The 19,401-nt window shown below is 57.3% G+C and carries 6 protein-coding genes, 2 tRNA genes and 3 rRNA genes; 10 read left to right on the top strand and 1 reads right to left on the bottom strand.

The window, feature by feature from the left end; genetic code table 11:
* Positions 1 to 132 precede the first annotated feature (132 nt).
* On the bottom strand, positions 133 to 1,053 hold the full coding sequence (locus tag PFAS1_RS07710) for a LysR family transcriptional regulator (RefSeq protein WP_074873550.1): 921 nt from the start codon (positions 1,051 to 1,053) through the stop codon (positions 133 to 135).
* Between the two features lie 140 nt (positions 1,054 to 1,193).
* Here PFAS1_RS07710 and aptA point away from each other — a divergent pair, with 140 nt between their 5' ends.
* The 10 genes from aptA to recD all read left to right on the top strand — a co-directional run bounded on the left by aptA (position 1,194) and on the right by recD (position 19,351).
* Positions 1,194 to 2,543, top strand: coding sequence for an omega-aminotransferase AptA (aptA, locus tag PFAS1_RS07705; RefSeq protein ID WP_076028743.1), 1,350 nt, complete (start codon positions 1,194 to 1,196; stop codon positions 2,541 to 2,543).
* Between the two features lie 65 nt (positions 2,544 to 2,608).
* A complete protein-coding gene (locus PFAS1_RS07700) occupies positions 2,609 to 4,102 on the top strand; it encodes a CoA-acylating methylmalonate-semialdehyde dehydrogenase (RefSeq protein ID WP_074873554.1) in 1,494 nt (497 codons plus the stop codon).
* A 625-nt stretch (positions 4,103 to 4,727) separates the two neighbouring features.
* Positions 4,728 to 6,266, top strand: a 16S ribosomal RNA gene (locus tag PFAS1_RS07690).
* Positions 6,267 to 6,348: 82 nt separating this feature from the next.
* Positions 6,349 to 6,425, top strand: a tRNA-Ile gene (locus PFAS1_RS07685).
* A 30-nt stretch (positions 6,426 to 6,455) separates the two neighbouring features.
* Positions 6,456 to 6,531: transfer RNA gene (locus tag PFAS1_RS07680), tRNA-Ala, on the top strand.
* A 248-nt stretch (positions 6,532 to 6,779) separates the two neighbouring features.
* A 23S ribosomal RNA gene (locus PFAS1_RS07675) occupies positions 6,780 to 9,671 on the top strand.
* A 167-nt stretch (positions 9,672 to 9,838) separates the two neighbouring features.
* Positions 9,839 to 9,954, top strand: a 5S ribosomal RNA gene (rrf, locus tag PFAS1_RS07670).
* The 16S, 23S and 5S rRNA genes sit together here with 2 tRNA genes alongside, the layout of an rRNA operon.
* A 156-nt stretch (positions 9,955 to 10,110) precedes the next feature.
* Positions 10,111 to 13,563: an exodeoxyribonuclease V subunit gamma gene (recC, locus tag PFAS1_RS07665; RefSeq protein ID WP_076028742.1), complete on the top strand. Its 3,453-nt coding sequence runs from the start codon at positions 10,111 to 10,113 to the stop codon at positions 13,561 to 13,563.
* On the top strand, positions 13,560 to 17,246 hold the full coding sequence (recB, locus tag PFAS1_RS07660; protein ID WP_076028741.1) for an exodeoxyribonuclease V subunit beta: 3,687 nt from the start codon (positions 13,560 to 13,562) through the stop codon (positions 17,244 to 17,246). The genes recC and recB overlap by 4 nt, the downstream gene beginning before the upstream one ends.
* Positions 17,243 to 19,351: an exodeoxyribonuclease V subunit alpha gene (gene recD / locus PFAS1_RS07655; protein ID WP_076028740.1), complete on the top strand. Its 2,109-nt coding sequence runs from the start codon at positions 17,243 to 17,245 to the stop codon at positions 19,349 to 19,351. Before recB ends, recD begins: the two co-directional genes overlap by 4 nt.
* Positions 19,352 to 19,401: the final 50 nt, after the last annotated feature.

The raw sequence follows: 19,401 nt of genomic DNA, 5'->3' as shown, positions 1-19,401 counted from the left end.
CACTTCCGAACAAGTGAGTGGGTGCAACCAGTGCGTTGATAGCGCACCCACCGGCATCAGACAAGTCCCGACGCGATAAAACCTCCCCCCATCTCTGTAGGAGCAAGCTCGGCTCCTACAGGGATGTGGTGGTTAGCGTGTGGCGGCCAGGCTTTCGAGGAAGCTTTCCAACACCAAATGCGGACGACGCCCCTTGCGCGTGACCGATGCGAGGCTCAGGTCATAAAACCGAACCTTTGGTTTCAGCGCACGCAATCGGCCTTGCTGCACCCAGAGGCTGGCGTAGTGGTCCGGCAGGTAACCGATGAAGTGTCCGGTCAGGATCAGGAAGGCCATGCCTTCCCGGTCCGAGGCGCTGGCGGTGCAATTGAGCGCCTGGTAATGGGCCTGGATTTCCGCGGGCAAACGGAAGGTCGGCGCGATGGCGTCCTGGCTATTGAGGCGCTCGTCATCCAGTTGTTTATCGTCGACATAAAACAACGGATGACCGACCGCGCAATACAGCAGCGAGCGTTCGCTATACAGAGGCTGATATTCCAGCCCCGACAGCGCGCTGGCCTGCGGCACCACGCCGACATGCAAACGACCGTCGAGCACGCCTTGTTCGACTTCATTGGGCGCGATCATGCGGATCTGAATCTGCACGTCCGGCCCGCGCTCCTTCAATTGCGCCAAGGCGTGGGTGATGCGCATGTGGGGCAGGGTGACCAGGTTGTCGGTCAGGCCGATGGTCAATTCGCCGCGCAAATGTAGGTGCAGTCCATTGACCTCAGTGCGGAAGCTTTCCAGCGCACTTAAGAGCTGCAACGCCGAGTGATAGACCTCGCGTCCTTCTTCGGTCAAGGAAAACCCGGCTCGGCCGCGTTGGCACAAGCGCAAACCGAGGCGCTGTTCCAGATCACTCATTTGCTGGCTGATGGCCGAGCGGCCAATCCCCAGCACCGACTCCGCTGCCGAGAAGCCGCCGCACTCCACCACGCTGCGAAAGATCCGCAGCAGGCGGATATCAAAGTCACTGACTTGCGCCAGCGGATCGGGGCGACGGCTGCTCATGCTCAAATTACTCAAAGTTTAGTGGTTGGCTGACTGAACGTTAGAAGAGTTGGATTTCACCGACTTTATCCCCGTGGCAATTTAGCTGCAAGAACGCTTTTGATCTCTATGCCGCTTATTGCCCTGCGAGGTTTTGCCCAATGAACTTGCCTGAAAACAACCCGACTTCCCTGGCCAGCCAGCTCAAGCTCGATGCTCACTGGATGCCCTACACCGCCAACCGTAATTTCCAGCGCGATCCGCGACTGATCGTGGCGGCTGAAGGCAGTTGGCTGATCGATGACAAGGGCCGCAAGGTTTACGACTCGCTCTCCGGTTTGTGGACCTGCGGCGCCGGGCATACCCGCAAGGAAATTCAGGAAGCGGTCGCCAAGCAATTGGGTACCCTCGATTACTCGCCAGGCTTCCAGTACGGCCATCCGCTGTCGTTCCAGCTGGCTGAGAAAATCACCGACCTGACCCCGGGCAATCTTAATCATGTGTTCTTCACTGACTCGGGCTCCGAGTGCGCTGATACCGCGGTGAAGATGGTCCGCGCTTACTGGCGTCTGAAAGGCCAGGCCACCAAGACCAAAATGATCGGTCGTGCCCGTGGTTACCACGGTGTGAACATCGCCGGCACCAGCCTCGGCGGCGTGAACGGCAACCGCAAAATGTTCGGTCAGGCGATGATGGACGTCGATCACCTGCCGCACACCTTGCTGGCGAGCAATGCCTACTCGCGCGGCATGCCGGAGCAGGGCGGTATCGCCTTGGCCGATGAACTGCTGAAGTTAATCGAACTGCATGACGCTTCGAACATCGCCGCCGTATTCGTCGAGCCCATGGCCGGTTCCGCTGGCGTGCTGGTTCCGCCGCAGGGTTACCTCAAGCGTCTGCGTGAGATCTGCGATCAGCACAACATCCTGCTGGTGTTCGACGAAGTGATCACCGGTTTCGGCCGTACCGGTTCGATGTTCGGCGCCGACAGCTTCGGCGTGACCCCGGACCTGATGTGCATCGCCAAGCAAGTTACCAACGGCGCGATTCCGATGGGCGCGGTGATTGCCAGCTCCGAGATCTACCAGACTTTCATGAACCAGGCGACGCCGGAGTACGCGGTGGAATTCCCGCACGGCTACACCTATTCCGCGCACCCGGTGGCATGCGCCGCTGGCCTGGCAGCACTCGACCTGCTGCAAAAGGAAAACCTGGTACAGAGCGTGGCCGAAGTCGCGCCGCATTTCGAAAATGCGCTGCACGGTCTGAAGGGCTCGAAAAACATCATCGATATTCGTAACTACGGCCTTGCCGGTGCGATCCAGATCGCACCTCGTGACGGCGACGCCATCGTGCGTCCGTTCGAAGCCGGCATGGCGTTGTGGAAAGCCGGGTTCTACGTGCGCTTCGGCGGCGACACCCTGCAGTTCGGCCCAACCTTCAACAGCAAGCCGCAAGACCTTGATCGTCTGTTCGACGCGGTCGGCGAAGTGCTGAACAAGATCGACTGATTTTTCCCTTCTATATAGAGGCGCCCGGTGACGGGCGCCTGTGGACAACTTTCCTGGAGCCCCGCATGAGCCTTATCCCGCATTTGATCAATGGCGAACTGGTGACCGAAGACGGTCGCACAGCTGACGTGTTCAACCCGTCCACCGGCAAGGCAATCCACAAGCTGCCATTGGCCAGTCGCGAAACCATTCAAAAAGCCATCGACTCGGCCAAGGCTGCATTCCCTGCATGGCGTAACACTCCGCCGGCCAAGCGTGCGCAGGTGATGTTCCGCTTCAAGCAATTGCTGGAGCAGAACGAAGCGCGTATCGCTCAGCTGATCAGCGAAGAACACGGCAAGACGTTGGAAGATGCTGCCGGTGAACTGAAACGCGGAATCGAGAACGTCGAGTTCGCTTGCGCAGCGCCGGAAATCCTCAAGGGCGAGTACAGCCGTAACGTTGGCCCGAACATTGATGCCTGGTCGGACTTCCAGCCGCTGGGCGTGGTGGCTGGTATTACGCCGTTCAACTTCCCGGCCATGGTGCCGTTGTGGATGTATCCACTGGCGATCGTCTGCGGCAACTGCTTCATTCTCAAGCCTTCCGAGCGAGACCCAAGTTCGACGTTGTTGATTGCTCAACTGTTGATCGAGGCAGGTCTGCCTAAAGGTGTACTGAGTGTGGTGCACGGCGACAAGGCTGCGGTGGACGCGCTGATCGAAGCGCCGGAAGTCAAAGCGTTGAGCTTCGTTGGTTCGACGCCGATTGCCGAATACATCTACGCCGAAGGCACCAAGCGCGGCAAACGTGTTCAGGCACTGGGTGGCGCGAAGAACCATGCGGTGTTGATGCCGGATGCGGATCTGGATAACGCGGTCAGCGCATTGATGGGCGCGGCTTATGGTTCATGCGGTGAACGTTGCATGGCGATCTCGGTGGCTGTGTGCGTCGGTGATCAGGTGGCGGATGCGCTGGTGGCCAAGTTGGTACCGCAAATCAAGGCGCTGAAAATCGGTGCCGGTACTTCCTGCGGTCTGGACATGGGGCCGCTGGTTTCCGGTCAGGCTCGCGACAAAGTCAGTGGCTATATAGAAGACGGTGTTTCGGCGGGTGCTTCCTTGGTGGTCGATGGTCGTGGTCTGAGCGTGGCGGGTCATGAGGAAGGCTTCTTCCTGGGTGGCTGCCTGTTCGATAACGTCACGCCAGAAATGCGCATCTATAAAGAAGAGATCTTCGGGCCGGTGCTGTGCGTTGTCCGGGTTAACAGCCTGGAAGAGGCGATGCAGCTGATCAACGATCACGAGTATGGCAACGGCACCTGCATCTTTACCCGTGATGGGGAAGCGGCGCGGTTGTTCTGCGACGAGATCGAAGTCGGTATGGTCGGCGTTAACGTACCGTTGCCGGTACCGGTGGCTTACCACAGCTTTGGCGGCTGGAAGCGCTCGCTGTTCGGCGACTTGCATGCGTATGGTCCGGATGGCGTGCGTTTCTACACCCGTCGCAAGGCCATTACCCAGCGCTGGCCACAACGGGCGAGCCATGAAGCTTCGCAGTTCGCATTTCCTAGCTTGTAAGTAGTAGAGAAGAAGGCCGGCCCCTTGGGGCCGGCCTTTGCATTTCAGGGGATTTTTCATCTATATGACAGAATTATGAAGATAGGTGTTGACGGCAGATTCTGGAAGTCTATAATTCGCCCCACTTCCGGCGCAGTCGAAACGGAAAACTCCTTGGTAAACAATGAGTTATGCAGTTTTCGGCAGCGAGTTGCTTCAGTTCATCGAAGCCCAGAAGGAGTTGAAAGAGCGAGGTGGTTTGGCTCTTTTGACGATTCGATCTTCTCGGTCGAAAGCGGTGTAAAAGAGGTGTTGACAGCAGCGAGTAACGCTGTAGAATTCGCCTCCCGCTAACGAGAGATCGCAAGCGCAAGTGGTTGAAGTTGCAAAGGAAACTTTGAAAACTTCGAAAAATAACCGCTTGACAGCAACAGAGGCTGCTGTAGAATGCGCGCCTCGGCTGAGACGAAAGATCTTAACCAACCGCTCTTTAACAACTGAATCAAGCAATTCGTGTGGGTGCTTGTGGAGTCAGACTGATAGTCAACAAGATTATCAGCATCACAAGTTACTCCGCGAGAAATCAAAGATGTAACCAACGATTGCTGAGCCAAGTTTAGGGTTTCTTAAAAACCCAAAGATGTTTGAACTGAAGAGTTTGATCATGGCTCAGATTGAACGCTGGCGGCAGGCCTAACACATGCAAGTCGAGCGGCAGCACGGGTACTTGTACCTGGTGGCGAGCGGCGGACGGGTGAGTAATGCCTAGGAATCTGCCTGGTAGTGGGGGATAACGCTCGGAAACGGACGCTAATACCGCATACGTCCTACGGGAGAAAGCAGGGGACCTTCGGGCCTTGCGCTATCAGATGAGCCTAGGTCGGATTAGCTAGTTGGTGAGGTAATGGCTCACCAAGGCGACGATCCGTAACTGGTCTGAGAGGATGATCAGTCACACTGGAACTGAGACACGGTCCAGACTCCTACGGGAGGCAGCAGTGGGGAATATTGGACAATGGGCGAAAGCCTGATCCAGCCATGCCGCGTGTGTGAAGAAGGTCTTCGGATTGTAAAGCACTTTAAGTTGGGAGGAAGGGCATTTACCTAATACGTAAGTGTTTTGACGTTACCGACAGAATAAGCACCGGCTAACTCTGTGCCAGCAGCCGCGGTAATACAGAGGGTGCAAGCGTTAATCGGAATTACTGGGCGTAAAGCGCGCGTAGGTGGTTCGTTAAGTTGGATGTGAAATCCCCGGGCTCAACCTGGGAACTGCATTCAAAACTGTCGAGCTAGAGTATGGTAGAGGGTGGTGGAATTTCCTGTGTAGCGGTGAAATGCGTAGATATAGGAAGGAACACCAGTGGCGAAGGCGACCACCTGGACTGATACTGACACTGAGGTGCGAAAGCGTGGGGAGCAAACAGGATTAGATACCCTGGTAGTCCACGCCGTAAACGATGTCAACTAGCCGTTGGGAGCCTTGAGCTCTTAGTGGCGCAGCTAACGCATTAAGTTGACCGCCTGGGGAGTACGGCCGCAAGGTTAAAACTCAAATGAATTGACGGGGGCCCGCACAAGCGGTGGAGCATGTGGTTTAATTCGAAGCAACGCGAAGAACCTTACCAGGCCTTGACATCCAATGAACTTTCCAGAGATGGATTGGTGCCTTCGGGAACATTGAGACAGGTGCTGCATGGCTGTCGTCAGCTCGTGTCGTGAGATGTTGGGTTAAGTCCCGTAACGAGCGCAACCCTTGTCCTTAGTTACCAGCACGTTAAGGTGGGCACTCTAAGGAGACTGCCGGTGACAAACCGGAGGAAGGTGGGGATGACGTCAAGTCATCATGGCCCTTACGGCCTGGGCTACACACGTGCTACAATGGTCGGTACAGAGGGTTGCCAAGCCGCGAGGTGGAGCTAATCCCAGAAAACCGATCGTAGTCCGGATCGCAGTCTGCAACTCGACTGCGTGAAGTCGGAATCGCTAGTAATCGCGAATCAGAATGTCGCGGTGAATACGTTCCCGGGCCTTGTACACACCGCCCGTCACACCATGGGAGTGGGTTGCACCAGAAGTAGCTAGTCTAACCTTCGGGAGGACGGTTACCACGGTGTGATTCATGACTGGGGTGAAGTCGTAACAAGGTAGCCGTAGGGGAACCTGCGGCTGGATCACCTCCTTAATCGACGACATCAGCTGCTCCATAAGTTCCCACACGAATTGCTTGATTCATTGAAGAAGACGATAAGAAGCAGCCCGAAATTGGGTCTGTAGCTCAGTTGGTTAGAGCGCACCCCTGATAAGGGTGAGGTCGGCAGTTCGAATCTGCCCAGACCCACCAATTTTGTGTGGGAAACACCTGTAGAAATACGGGGCCATAGCTCAGCTGGGAGAGCGCCTGCCTTGCACGCAGGAGGTCAACGGTTCGATCCCGTTTGGCTCCACCACTACTGCTTCTGTTTGTTGAAAGCTTAGAAATGAGCATTCCATCGTGATGATGGTGAATGTTGATTTCTAGTCTTTGATTAGATCGTTCTTTAAAAATTTGGGTATGTGATAGAAAGATAGACTGGACGTTACTTTCACTGGTAACGGATCAGGCTAAGGTAAAATTTGTGAGTTGCTCTTTGGAGCAAGAATCGAATTTTCGGCGAATGTCGTCTTCACAGTATAACCAGATTGCTTGGGGTTATATGGTCAAGTGAAGAAGCGCATACGGTGGATGCCTTGGCAGTCAGAGGCGATGAAAGACGTGGTAGCCTGCGAAAAGCTTCGGGGAGTCGGCAAACAGACTTTGATCCGGAGATGTCTGAATGGGGGAACCCAGCCATCATAAGATGGTTATCTTAAGCTGAATACATAGGCTTAAGAGGCGAACCAGGGGAACTGAAACATCTAAGTACCCTGAGGAAAAGAAATCAACCGAGATTCCCTTAGTAGTGGCGAGCGAACGGGGACTAGCCCTTAAGTGGCTTTGAGATTAGCGGAACGTTCTGGAAAGTACGGCCATAGTGGGTGATAGCCCTGTACGCGAAAATCTCTTAGTCATGAAATCGAGTAGGACGGAGCACGAGAAACTTTGTCTGAATATGGGGGGACCATCCTCCAAGGCTAAATACTACTGACTGACCGATAGTGAACTAGTACCGTGAGGGAAAGGCGAAAAGAACCCCGGAGAGGGGAGTGAAATAGATCCTGAAACCGTATGCGTACAAGCAGTGGGAGCCCACTTTGTTGGGTGACTGCGTACCTTTTGTATAATGGGTCAGCGACTTATTTTCAGTGGCGAGCTTAACCGAATAGGGGAGGCGTAGCGAAAGCGAGTCTTAATAGGGCGTCTAGTCGCTGGGAATAGACCCGAAACCGGGCGATCTATCCATGGGCAGGTTGAAGGTTGGGTAACACTAACTGGAGGACCGAACCGACTACCGTTGAAAAGTTAGCGGATGACCTGTGGATCGGAGTGAAAGGCTAATCAAGCTCGGAGATAGCTGGTTCTCCTCGAAAGCTATTTAGGTAGCGCCTCATGTATCACTGTAGGGGGTAGAGCACTGTTTCGGCTAGGGGGTCATCCCGACTTACCAAACCGATGCAAACTCCGAATACCTACAAGTGCCGAGCATGGGAGACACACGGCGGGTGCTAACGTCCGTCGTGAAAAGGGAAACAACCCAGACCGTCAGCTAAGGTCCCAAAGTTATGGTTAAGTGGGAAACGATGTGGGAAGGCTTAGACAGCTAGGAGGTTGGCTTAGAAGCAGCCACCCTTTAAAGAAAGCGTAATAGCTCACTAGTCGAGTCGGCCTGCGCGGAAGATGTAACGGGGCTCAAACCATACACCGAAGCTACGGGTATCACTTAGGTGATGCGGTAGAGGAGCGTTCTGTAAGCCTGTGAAGGTGAGTTGAGAAGCTTGCTGGAGGTATCAGAAGTGCGAATGCTGACATGAGTAACGACAATGGGTGTGAAAAACACCCACGCCGAAAGACCAAGGTTTCCTGCGCAACGTTAATCGACGCAGGGTTAGTCGGTCCCTAAGGCGAGGCTGAAAAGCGTAGTCGATGGAAAACAGGTTAATATTCCTGTACTTCTGGTTATTGCGATGGAGGGACGGAGAAGGCTAGGCCAGCTTGGCGTTGGTTGTCCAAGTTTAAGGTGGTAGGCTGGAATCTTAGGTAAATCCGGGATTTCAAGGCCGAGAGCTGATGACGAGTTACCCTTTGGGTGACGAAGTGGTTGATGCCATGCTTCCAAGAAAAGCTTCTAAGCTTCAGGTAACCAGGAACCGTACCCCAAACCGACACAGGTGGTTGGGTAGAGAATACCAAGGCGCTTGAGAGAACTCGGGTGAAGGAACTAGGCAAAATGGCACCGTAACTTCGGGAGAAGGTGCGCCGGTGAGGGTGAAGCATTTACTGCGTAAGCCCATGCCGGTCGAAGATACCAGGCCGCTGCGACTGTTTATTAAAAACACAGCACTCTGCAAACACGAAAGTGGACGTATAGGGTGTGACGCCTGCCCGGTGCCGGAAGGTTAATTGATGGGGTTAGCTAACGCGAAGCTCTTGATCGAAGCCCCGGTAAACGGCGGCCGTAACTATAACGGTCCTAAGGTAGCGAAATTCCTTGTCGGGTAAGTTCCGACCTGCACGAATGGCGTAACGATGGCGGCGCTGTCTCCACCCGAGACTCAGTGAAATTGAAATCGCTGTGAAGATGCAGTGTATCCGCGGCTAGACGGAAAGACCCCGTGAACCTTTACTATAGCTTTGCACTGGACTTTGAATTTGCTTGTGTAGGATAGGTGGGAGGCTTTGAAGCGTGGACGCCAGTTCGCGTGGAGCCAACCTTGAAATACCACCCTGGCAACTTTGAGGTTCTAACTCAGGTCCGTTATCCGGATCGAGGACAGTGTATGGTGGGTAGTTTGACTGGGGCGGTCTCCTCCTAAAGAGTAACGGAGGAGTACGAAGGTGCGCTCAGACCGGTCGGAAATCGGTCGTAGAGTATAAAGGCAAAAGCGCGCTTGACTGCGAGACAGACACGTCGAGCAGGTACGAAAGTAGGTCTTAGTGATCCGGTGGTTCTGTATGGAAGGGCCATCGCTCAACGGATAAAAGGTACTCCGGGGATAACAGGCTGATACCGCCCAAGAGTTCATATCGACGGCGGTGTTTGGCACCTCGATGTCGGCTCATCACATCCTGGGGCTGAAGCCGGTCCCAAGGGTATGGCTGTTCGCCATTTAAAGTGGTACGCGAGCTGGGTTTAGAACGTCGTGAGACAGTTCGGTCCCTATCTGCCGTGGACGTTTGAGATTTGAGAGGGGCTGCTCCTAGTACGAGAGGACCGGAGTGGACGAACCTCTGGTGTTCCGGTTGTCACGCCAGTGGCATTGCCGGGTAGCTATGTTCGGAATAGATAACCGCTGAAAGCATCTAAGCGGGAAACTAGCCTCAAGATGAGATCTCACTGGGACCTTGAGTCCCCTGAAGGGCCGTCGAAGACTACGACGTTGATAGGTTGGGTGTGTAAGCGCTGTGAGGCGTTGAGCTAACCAATACTAATTGCCCGTGAGGCTTGACCATATAACACCCAAGCAATTTGCATGCTTCGAGCTGAAAGGCGAAAGGGCACCAGATTGCGGTGTGTGAAGACGATACATGTCGAAAGTTCGAATCGAAACACACAAATCTATCGCATACCCATTCGCTGGAGCGTGAACCGTAAGGTAAACGACCTGGCTACCGAATTTCTTGACGACCATAGAGCATTGGAACCACCTGATCCCATCCCGAACTCAGCAGTGAAACGATGCATCGCCGATGGTAGTGTGGGGTTTCCCCATGTGAGAGTAGGTCATCGTCAAGATTAAATTCCGAAACCCCTATCTGCGTATGCAGGTAGGGGTTTTGTTTTGTCCGCAGGAAAGTTCGTACAGCAATCCCGGACGGCTCCCGGCTGTCACCATCTCCCGACAATGCTAAGGTTCGGCCCTAGCTTTTGTATTTTTCCAAGGAAGCCTTTATGCCGGACGCGACGTCCCTCAGTGCTGGTTTTATGGTGGTTCACGGCAATCGCCTGGACGAGTTGCGCAGCCTGGTGGTCAGCTGGATGCGACGTTACCCGCTGGCTCCCTTGGAAAATGAAATTGCCCTGGTACAGAGCAACGGCATCGCTCAATGGCTGAAGCTCGCACTGGCGGAAGATCCTGAAGATGACGACATGGGTGGCTGCGGAATCGCCGCAGCCATCGATGTGCAGTTACCGGGTAGCTTTATGTGGCAGCTCTATCGCATGGTGCTTGGGCGTGACGAAATCCCGGTCAAATCCCTGCTCGATAAAGCTCCTTTGACCTGGCGTCTGATGCGTCTGCTTCCACAGTTGATCAATCAACCGCACTTCGAACCGCTGCAGCGCTTCCTGACCCATGACACCGATTTACGCAAACGCTATCAGTTGGCCGAGCGGCTGGCGGATTTGTTTGACCAATACCAGGTGTATCGGGCCGACTGGCTTGAAGACTGGGCCGAAGGTCGTCATCAACTACGAAATGGCAGAGGCGAAACCAAACCTCTGACCCCGGCTAACTGCTGGCAGGCAGAGTTGTGGCGAGCGCTGTTGCTGGATGTGGGTGAACAAGGCATGGCGCAAAGTCGAGCCGGCGTCCATCAGCGGTTTATCGAGCGCATCAACAGCCTCGACGTAGCCCCTGGCGGATTGCCTTCGCGGGTAATCGTTTTCGGGATTTCTTCTCTGCCTGCTCAAGCCCTGGAAGCACTGGCGGGGCTGGCCCGTTTCAGCCAGGTTCTGCTCTGCGTACACAACCCGTGTCGTCACCATTGGGCAGACATCGTCGCCGATAAAGACCTGTTGCGGCATCAATACAAGCGTCAGGCTCGCAAGAGCGGAATGCCGGTTGTGCTCGACCCGCAAACCCTTCACCAGCATGCCCATCCACTACTGTCGGCTTGGGGCAAACAGGGGCGGGACTACATCAATCTGCTCGACAGCTACGACGATCCCAGCAGCTATCGCTCGGCATTCCGCGATGGCCGTATTGACCTGTTCAGCGACAGCCAACCGCAGAACATGCTCAATCAATTGCAGGACGACATTCTTGAGTTGCGTCCCTTGAACGAGACTCGCGAGTGCTGGCCAGCTGTCGATCCGGCAAAGGACGAGTCGATCCGTTTTCACATTGCCCATAGCGCCCAGCGCGAAGTGGAGATCCTCCACGACCAGTTGCTCGCACGCTTCAGTGCTGATCCGGACTTAAGGCCTCGCGATGTGATTGTGATGGTCCCGGACATCGACAGCTACGCACCGCATATTCGAGCGGTGTTTGCTCAGCTTGAACGCCACGACCCGCGTTTCATTCCCTTCACACTCGCAGATCAAGGCCAACGCGGCCGTGACCCGCTACTGATTGCTATCGAACACCTGCTCAAACTGCCCGACAGCCGTTTCCCCGTGAGTGAGATCCTCGACCTGCTGGATGTTCCTGCACTGCGCGCTCGCTTCGGTGTAGAGGAACGCGATCTGCCGACCCTGCACCGTTGGATCGAAGGCGCAGGCATTCGCTGGGGCATGAATGCCGAGCAACGCGCGGGCCTCGGTCTGCCGCAGGAGCTGGAACAAAACAGTTGGCGTTTCGGCCTGCGACGGATGCTGCTCGGTTATGCCGTGGGCAGTGCCGGTGCTTGCGAGGGTATCGAACCCTACGACGAGATCGGTGGTCTGGACGCCGCGCTCATCGGGCCTTTGGTCGCGCTGCTGGACGCATTGGAGATTGCGCACCAGGAGCTCACTCAACCTGCCGCTCCCAAACAATGGGGCTTTCGATTGCATGCGCTGGTTCAGTTATTTTTCCTGGCCAGTAACGAACATGACGACTACGTATTGGCCCAACTCGAAGAGCTGCGTGAAACCTGGCTTGAGACCTGCGAGTCAGTTGGTTTGCATGATGAGCTGCCGTTGACCGTGGTCCGTGAAGCCTGGCTCGCCGGCCTCGACCAAGGCCGCCTGTCCCAGCGTTTCCTGGCCGGTGCGGTTAACTTCTGCACCTTGATGCCCATGCGCGCGATCCCGTTCAAACTCGTCTGCCTGCTGGGCATGAATGACGGGGACTACCCGCGTGCACAACCGCCACTGGACTTTGACCTCATGGGCAGTGACTACCGCCCCGGTGATCGCTCCCGACGCGAAGATGATCGCTATCTGCTGTTGGAAGCCCTGTTATCGGCACGGGACCAACTCTATATCAGCTGGGTCGGTCGCAGCATTCGCGATAACAGTGAACGCCCCGCGTCGGTACTGATTGGCCAATTGCGCGATCATCTGGCCAGCGGTTGGCGACTGCATGATGTCGACGAAGATTTGCTTGAGGCCATCACTCAGGAACATCCGTTACAACCGTTCAGCGCCCGCTACTTTCATGAAGGCGATCATTTGTTCAGCTACGCGAATGAATGGCAGGTGTTGCATCAAACCGGTGAGCCGTCGACTGATACCGAAGTCCTTGATCCATATGTTCAGGAGGAGCCGCTAAGTCTCGGACAACTGCAGGACTTCCTGCGTAATCCTGTGCGGCATTTTTTCAGTCAACGGCTGAAAGTGTACTTCGAAGCGGCTGAAGTGCCCCTGGCTGATGAAGAGCCATTCGTACTCGACGCGTTGCAACGTTACAGCCTCAGCGACAGCTTGCTCGAAGCGGCGCTGGGACATCTGGATAGCACCGACCAGGTACTGGAAGCGCAGGCAAAACGTCTGCAAAACAGTGGGCTTCTGCCCATGGCCGGATTCGGCGAATGCCTTCAGCGAGAGTTGATCGAACCGTTGCCGGATCTGTTGCAGCGTTATCAGCAGCTTTTGGCGTTATGGCCAACGCCTCTCACCAACGCTTTGCCAGTGAGTCTGGAGTTGCAGGGGCTGCGCCTGGAAGGCTGGCTCAGCGGCCTGCATCAACGAGCGGACGGTGGTTTGCTATCAATCACGACAATCCCCAACAGCATCGGCTCAATCAAGTCTCGCAAATGGCATCGGCTGACACGGCCATGGGTCAATCATCTGGTTGCCTGCGCCAGTGGTATGGCAATGAGCACTGCATTGGTGGCCAGCGACGACAGTCTGCTGCTCGGTCCGATGCCGGAGGATGCCGCCTTGCGGATTCTGGGCGACCTGTTAATGGCTTGGCAGACGGGCATGCGTCAACCATTGCCGATTGCGGTGAAGACCGGCTTCGCATGGCTTGGTCAAACAGATCCGGTCAAAGCCCAGGCCGCAGCCCGCAAGGCCTATGAAGGCGATGGCCTGACCACCGACGGCGAGCGTCGCGAAAGCCCCGCACTCGCCCGACAGTTCGCCGACTTCGACTCGCTTGCCGCAGACGAAACGTTCCCGGATTGGTGCAACGCGTTGTACCGGCCGTTGCTTGAAGCGCCTTGGCGTTCATTGAACAGCGAGGAGCCGCGCGCATGATTACAAAACCTCTGGCCTTGGCATTTCCCCTGCGCGGCAGCCAATTGATCGAAGCGAGCGCCGGGACCGGCAAGACCTTCACCATTTCCGCGCTTTATCTGCGTCTGGTCCTTGGCCACGGCGCAGAGTCGAGCGGCTTCGGACGTGAACTGTTGCCACCACAAATCCTGGTTGTGACGTTCACCGATGCCGCGACCAAAGAATTGCGCGAACGTATCCGCACGCGTCTCGCTGAAGCTGCACGGTTTTTCCGTGATGAAACACCGGCCCCCGACAGCCTTATCGCGGAGCTTCGTGAGGAGTACCTTCCCGAGCAGTGGTCCGGCTGCGCGAACCGCCTGGACATCGCCGCGCAGTGGATGGACGAGGCGGCAGTTTCGACTATCCACAGTTGGTGCCAGCGCATGTTGCGCGAGCACGCGTTCGACAGTGGCAGCCTGTTCACACAGACCCTGGAAACCGATCACAGCGATTTGCTGGGCGAAGTCTTGCGCGATTACTGGCGTCTGTTTTGTTACCCGATGCAAGGTGATGCGCTGAACTGGGTGCGCGGTAATTGGGGCGGTCCGGCAGCCTTGCTGCCGCGAGTACGTGGTTTGTTCGCCAGTGAACGAGACAGTGTTGAAGGTAAAGAGCCTGCCGAGCTGATAACGGCGTGTCTGCAAGAGCGACGGGCAGCCTTGCTCGAGCTCAAGATGCCCTGGCGCCAGTGGGCGGACGAATTGCTTGTTATCTGTCACCAGGGTGTTGCGAGCAAGAGCGTCGACGGTCGCAAGATGCAGGCGCGCTATTTCGAACCCTGGTTCGAAAAGATCAGGGCCTGGGCTGAAGACGAATCCCTTGAGCAGCTGGATATCGGCACCGGATTCACGCGCCTGACTCCCGACGGTATGGCCGAAGCCTGGAAGGGTGAAGTACCCCGTCATCCCGGGCTGGACGCCATGCCCGGCCTCAAGGCCTGTCTCGATGGATTGCCGACACCTGATGCCGCCGTGCTGCAACACGCAGCCCAGTGGGTCGGTACGCGGTTCGAGGAAGAAAAGCGTCGCCGTGCGGAGATGGGCTTCGATGACATGCTGCTGCGTCTCGATGCAGCGTTGCAATCCGATGGCGGCGAGCGGTTGGCGACCCTGATTCGTGAGCAGTTCCCGGTCGCGTTGATCGACGAGTTCCAGGACACCGACCCCGTGCAGTACCGGATCTTCGAGAGCATCTATCGCATCGAAGACAACAATCCCGAATGCGGTCTGTTCCTGATCGGCGACCCCAAGCAAGCGATCTACGCGTTCCGCGGTGCCGACATCTACACCTACCTGCGCGCCCGCCAGGCCACCGCTGGCCGACTGCATACCCTGGGTACGAATTTCCGTTCCAGCCATGGCATGGTCCGTGCGGTGAACCATGTGTTCGAGCGCGCCGAATCTCGCGAGACCGGCCGGGGCGCCTTCCTGTTTCGTGAAAAGAATGGCGAGAACCCGGTACCGTTCCTGCCCGTCGAATCCCAAGGTCGCAAAGAAGTTTTGCATATCGACGGCCAGGTCGTGCCCGCCCTCAACATCTGGCACCTGTCCGCCGATCAGCCGCTGTCCGGCGCGGTGTATCGACAGCAACTCGCCGCCGCCTGCGCCAGTGAAATCACCGCTTTGCTCAACGGCGGGCAACAAGGTCGCGCGGGTTTCATCCAGGATGGCAAGGACTTCAGAGGGCTGCTACCCGCGGATATCGCGATCCTGGTCCGCGACGGTAAAGAAGCTCAGGCTGTGCGGGGCGAACTCTCCGCCCGTGGTGTGCGCAGCGTCTATCTGTCGGACAAGGACTCGGTGTTCGCTGCCCAAGAGGCCCACGACGTACTGACCTGGCTCAAGGCTTGTGCCGAGCCGGATGTCGAGCGTCCACTGCGGGCCGCGTTGGCCTGCATCACGCTGAACCTGTCGCTGGCTGAGCTGGAACGGCTGAATCAGGACGAACTGGCCTGGGAAGCGCGGGTCATGCAGTTCCGTCATTATCGCGAGCTCTGGCGCAAGCAGGGCGTGTTGCCGATGCTGCGGCGATTGCTGCATGACTTTCTGCTGCCTCAGACATTGATTCTGCGCAGTGACGGCGAGCGGGTGCTGACCAATTTGCTGCACCTGTCCGAATTGCTGCAACAGGCGGCCGCCGAACTCGATGGTGAGCAAGCGCTGATCCGTCATTTGTCCGAGCACCTGGCGTTGTCCGGTCAGGCCGGCGAAGAGCAGATCCTGCGTCTGGAGAGCGACGAACAACTGGTCAAGGTCGTGACCATTCACAAGTCCAAGGGGCTTGAGTATCCCTTGGTGTTCCTGCCATTCGTTTGCTCGGCGAAGCCGGTGGATGGCAGTCGTCTGCCGCTGCATTACCACGACGAAAGCGGCAAGGCCCAAGTGACCTTGAAGCCGACGGCCGAGTTGATTGTTCAGGCGGATGATGAGCGACTGGCCGAGGATCTGCGCTTGCTTTACGTGGCCCTGACCCGGGCGCAACACGCCTGCTGGCTCGGAGTGACGGATCTCAAGCGCGGCAATAACAACAGCTCGGTGCTGCACCTGTCGGCATTGGGTTATCTGTTGGGCGGCGGAGTGCCATTGGCCGAGTCGGCAGGCTTGAAGCGTTGGCTGGAAGACCTGCAGCAGGACTGTCCTGCGCTGAGCTACGGTGAAATGCCTGAAGCGACCGTCGAGCACTACCATCCACCACGCAACGATGCGACGTTGCTTGCTCCGCTGATACCCAAGCGCAAGGCCAGCGAAAACTGGTGGATTGCCTCCTACAGTGCCCTGCGCATTGGCGACAGCATGAGCGTGGGCACTGATGAAGCGCCGGAAAGCCCGCAGGCGCAAAAGCTCTTCGACGACGAACGCCTCGATCCCCAGGCACCACGCGAGGTAGTGGCCGGCGGCGCGGATATCCATCGATTCCCTCGCGGCCCGAACCCCGGCACCTTTCTCCATGGTTTGCTCGAATGGGCCGGTGACGAAGGTTTTACCGCCACGCCAAAAGCGGTGGAAGACGCCATTGCCCGTCGTTGCAATCGACGTGGCTGGGAAGGCTGGATAACCGCCCTGAGCGATTGGCTGCAGCATCTGCTTACCTCTCCGCTGCATATCGGTGGAGGACAGGCTCCCGTGGTATTCGAGCAATTGACCCAATACCGCGTCGAGATGGAATTCTGGTTCGCCAGCCATAAGGTCGATGTGCTCAAGCTCGATGAACTGGTGCGCCAATACACCCACAACGGCGTGGCCCGGGTGGCTGCCGAGCCGGTGTTGCTCAATGGCATGTTCAAGGGCTTCATCGACCTGACGTTCGAACACGACGGGCGCTACTACGTCGCCGACTACAAATCCAACTGGCTGGGCGTCGATGACGCGGCCTATACCGAGCAGGCCATGGAGCAGTCGATTCTCGACAACCGTTACGACCTGCAATATGTGCTGTACCTGTTGGCCCTGCATCGCCAGCTCAAGGCGCGACTTACCGATTACGATTACGACCGGCATGTCGGCGGTGCGCTCTACCTGTTCCTGCGCGGTACGCGCGCGCCCAGCCAAGGCGTGTATTTCGCCCGTCCACCAAAAGAGTTGATCGAACGTCTCGACCGGCTGTTCCAGGGCAAGCCAGAACCCAAGGCCGAACCCGCCTGGGAACAGGGAGTTTTGCTATGAGTCGCACCTTCGCTGATTTGCTGCCGACTTCGTTGACAGCCGAAAGCCTCGTGGATCTGGCGCCGTTGAGTCGCGCCGATGACTTGCTGCTACTGCTGACGCGCTGGGTTGAGCGCGGCTGGCTGCGAGCGCTGGATAAAGCCTTCGTCGCTTTTCTTCACGAGCTCGCTCCCGGCGATGATCCACTGGTGCTGCTGGCCGCGGCGTTGGCCAGCCATCAACTGGGCCACGGTCATGTGTGCCTGGATCTGTTCGAGACGCTCAAGGAACCGGACTTCGCCCTGTCGCTGCCACCGGAAGGTGATGTGCAAAGTGGCGCAATGTTGTTGCCGTCGCAATTGCTTGAGGCGCTGGACGGTGCCCATTGGTGCAAGGTCCTGGCTTCCAGCAGCCTGGTCGCATTGGCGGTCGATGGCCGCGAGGCGGCGCAGCATCGGCCATTGGTGTTATCGGGCAAACGCCTGTACTTGCGTCGCTACTGGGCTTACGAACGGCGTATCGATACGTCGCTGCGTCAACGCCTGGTCGAACACGAAACCACACCGGACGATTTGTCCCAACGCCTCACCAGCTTGTTCGGCCCAGCCAGGCCCGGGGAAGTGATTGACTGGCAGAAGCTCGCCTGCGCCCTCGCCACCCGCAGCGCATTCAGCATCGTTACCGGTGGCCCGGGGACCGGCAAGACGACGACGGTCGTGCGTTTGCTCGCGTTGCTCCAGGCGCCGGCGGTGGAGGCGGGCAAGCCGCTGCGCATCCGTCTCGCGGCACCCACCGGTAAGGCCGCAGCCCGATTGACGGAGTCCATCAGTCAGCAGGTCAGAACCCTGGAAGTCGATGAAACCGTACGCGTGAAGATCCCGTCGGACGTCACCACCGTGCACCGTCTGCTCGGCAGTCGCCCCGGTACTCGACACTTCCGTCACCACGCCGGTAATCGCTTGCCGCTGGATGTGCTGGTGGTGGACGAAGCCTCGATGATCGATCTGGAAATGATGGCCAACCTGCTCGATGCGTTGCCGGCTCATGCCCGTCTGGTGCTGCTCGGTGACAAGGATCAACTGGCATCGGTGGAGGCCGGCGCGGTGCTGGGCGACCTGTGCCGCGACGCCGAGGCCGGTTGGTACAGCCCGCAGACTCGCCGGTGGCTGCAAGCGGTCAGTGGTGAAAGCCTGGATGCCAGCGGTTTGCGGGAAGACACCCAGGGCACTCATCCACTGGCCCAGCAAGTTGTGATGCTGCGTCATTCACGTCGGTTCGGCGAGGGCAGCGGCATCGGCCAATTGGCTCGTTGGGTCAACCAGCAGCAACCCGAGGAAGCTCGCAAGTTGTTGGCAGCGCGAAGCCATGACGACGTGTTTTCCCTGCCCCTCAAGGGGGAGCAGGACCGGGCGCTGGAACGCTTGCTGCTTGAGGGGCATGGCGATGGACCGCAGGGTTATCGGCATTACCTGAGTCTGTTACGCAGCCTGCGGCCACCGCTCGACAGCACGCTTGATGATCCCTGCTGGACCGATTGGGCTCGCCAGGTCCTGCAAGCCTTCGACACCTTCCAGTTGTTGTGCGCCGTACGCAAAGGGCCGTGGGGCGTTGAAGGTTTGAATCAACGCGTGACTGCCGCGCTGCTCAAGGCCCGGCTGATCGACAGCGATCAACAGTGGTACGAAGGTCGGCCGGTGCTGATGACCCGCAATGACTATGGTCTGGGTTTGATGAACGGCGATATCGGCATTGCCCTCAAGCTGCCGGAACGCGAGGGGCCAGAGGTTGGGAAACAGGTACTGCGTGTGGCGTTCCCGCGTAATGATGGTCAGGGTGGCGTACGTTTTGTACTGCCGAGCCGGCTCAATGATGTGGAAACTGTGTACGCCATGACAGTGCATAAATCCCAGGGCTCGGAATTTGCCCACACCGCGTTGATTCTGCCGGATGCCCTGAACCCTGTGCTTACCAAGGAATTGATCTATACCGGGATTACCCGCGCCAAAAACTGGTTCACCCTGATCGAGCCGCGTACCGGCGTATTCGAAGAGGCGGTGAGGCGCAAGGTCAAACGCTTGAGCGGGTTGATGCTGGAACTGGATGAGGGTGTCGAATCAAGGGATTGAAAGGGACGGCGTCAGGCGCCGGAAACTGACTGAAGTGCCGTAGGACGCCG

The organism is Pseudomonas frederiksbergensis, from assembly GCF_001952935.1.
Taxonomy (GTDB): domain Bacteria; phylum Pseudomonadota; class Gammaproteobacteria; order Pseudomonadales; family Pseudomonadaceae; genus Aquipseudomonas; species Aquipseudomonas frederiksbergensis.
Note: the sequence above shows the minus strand (reverse complement) of the source record. Positions and strands in the feature narration are given on the sequence as shown.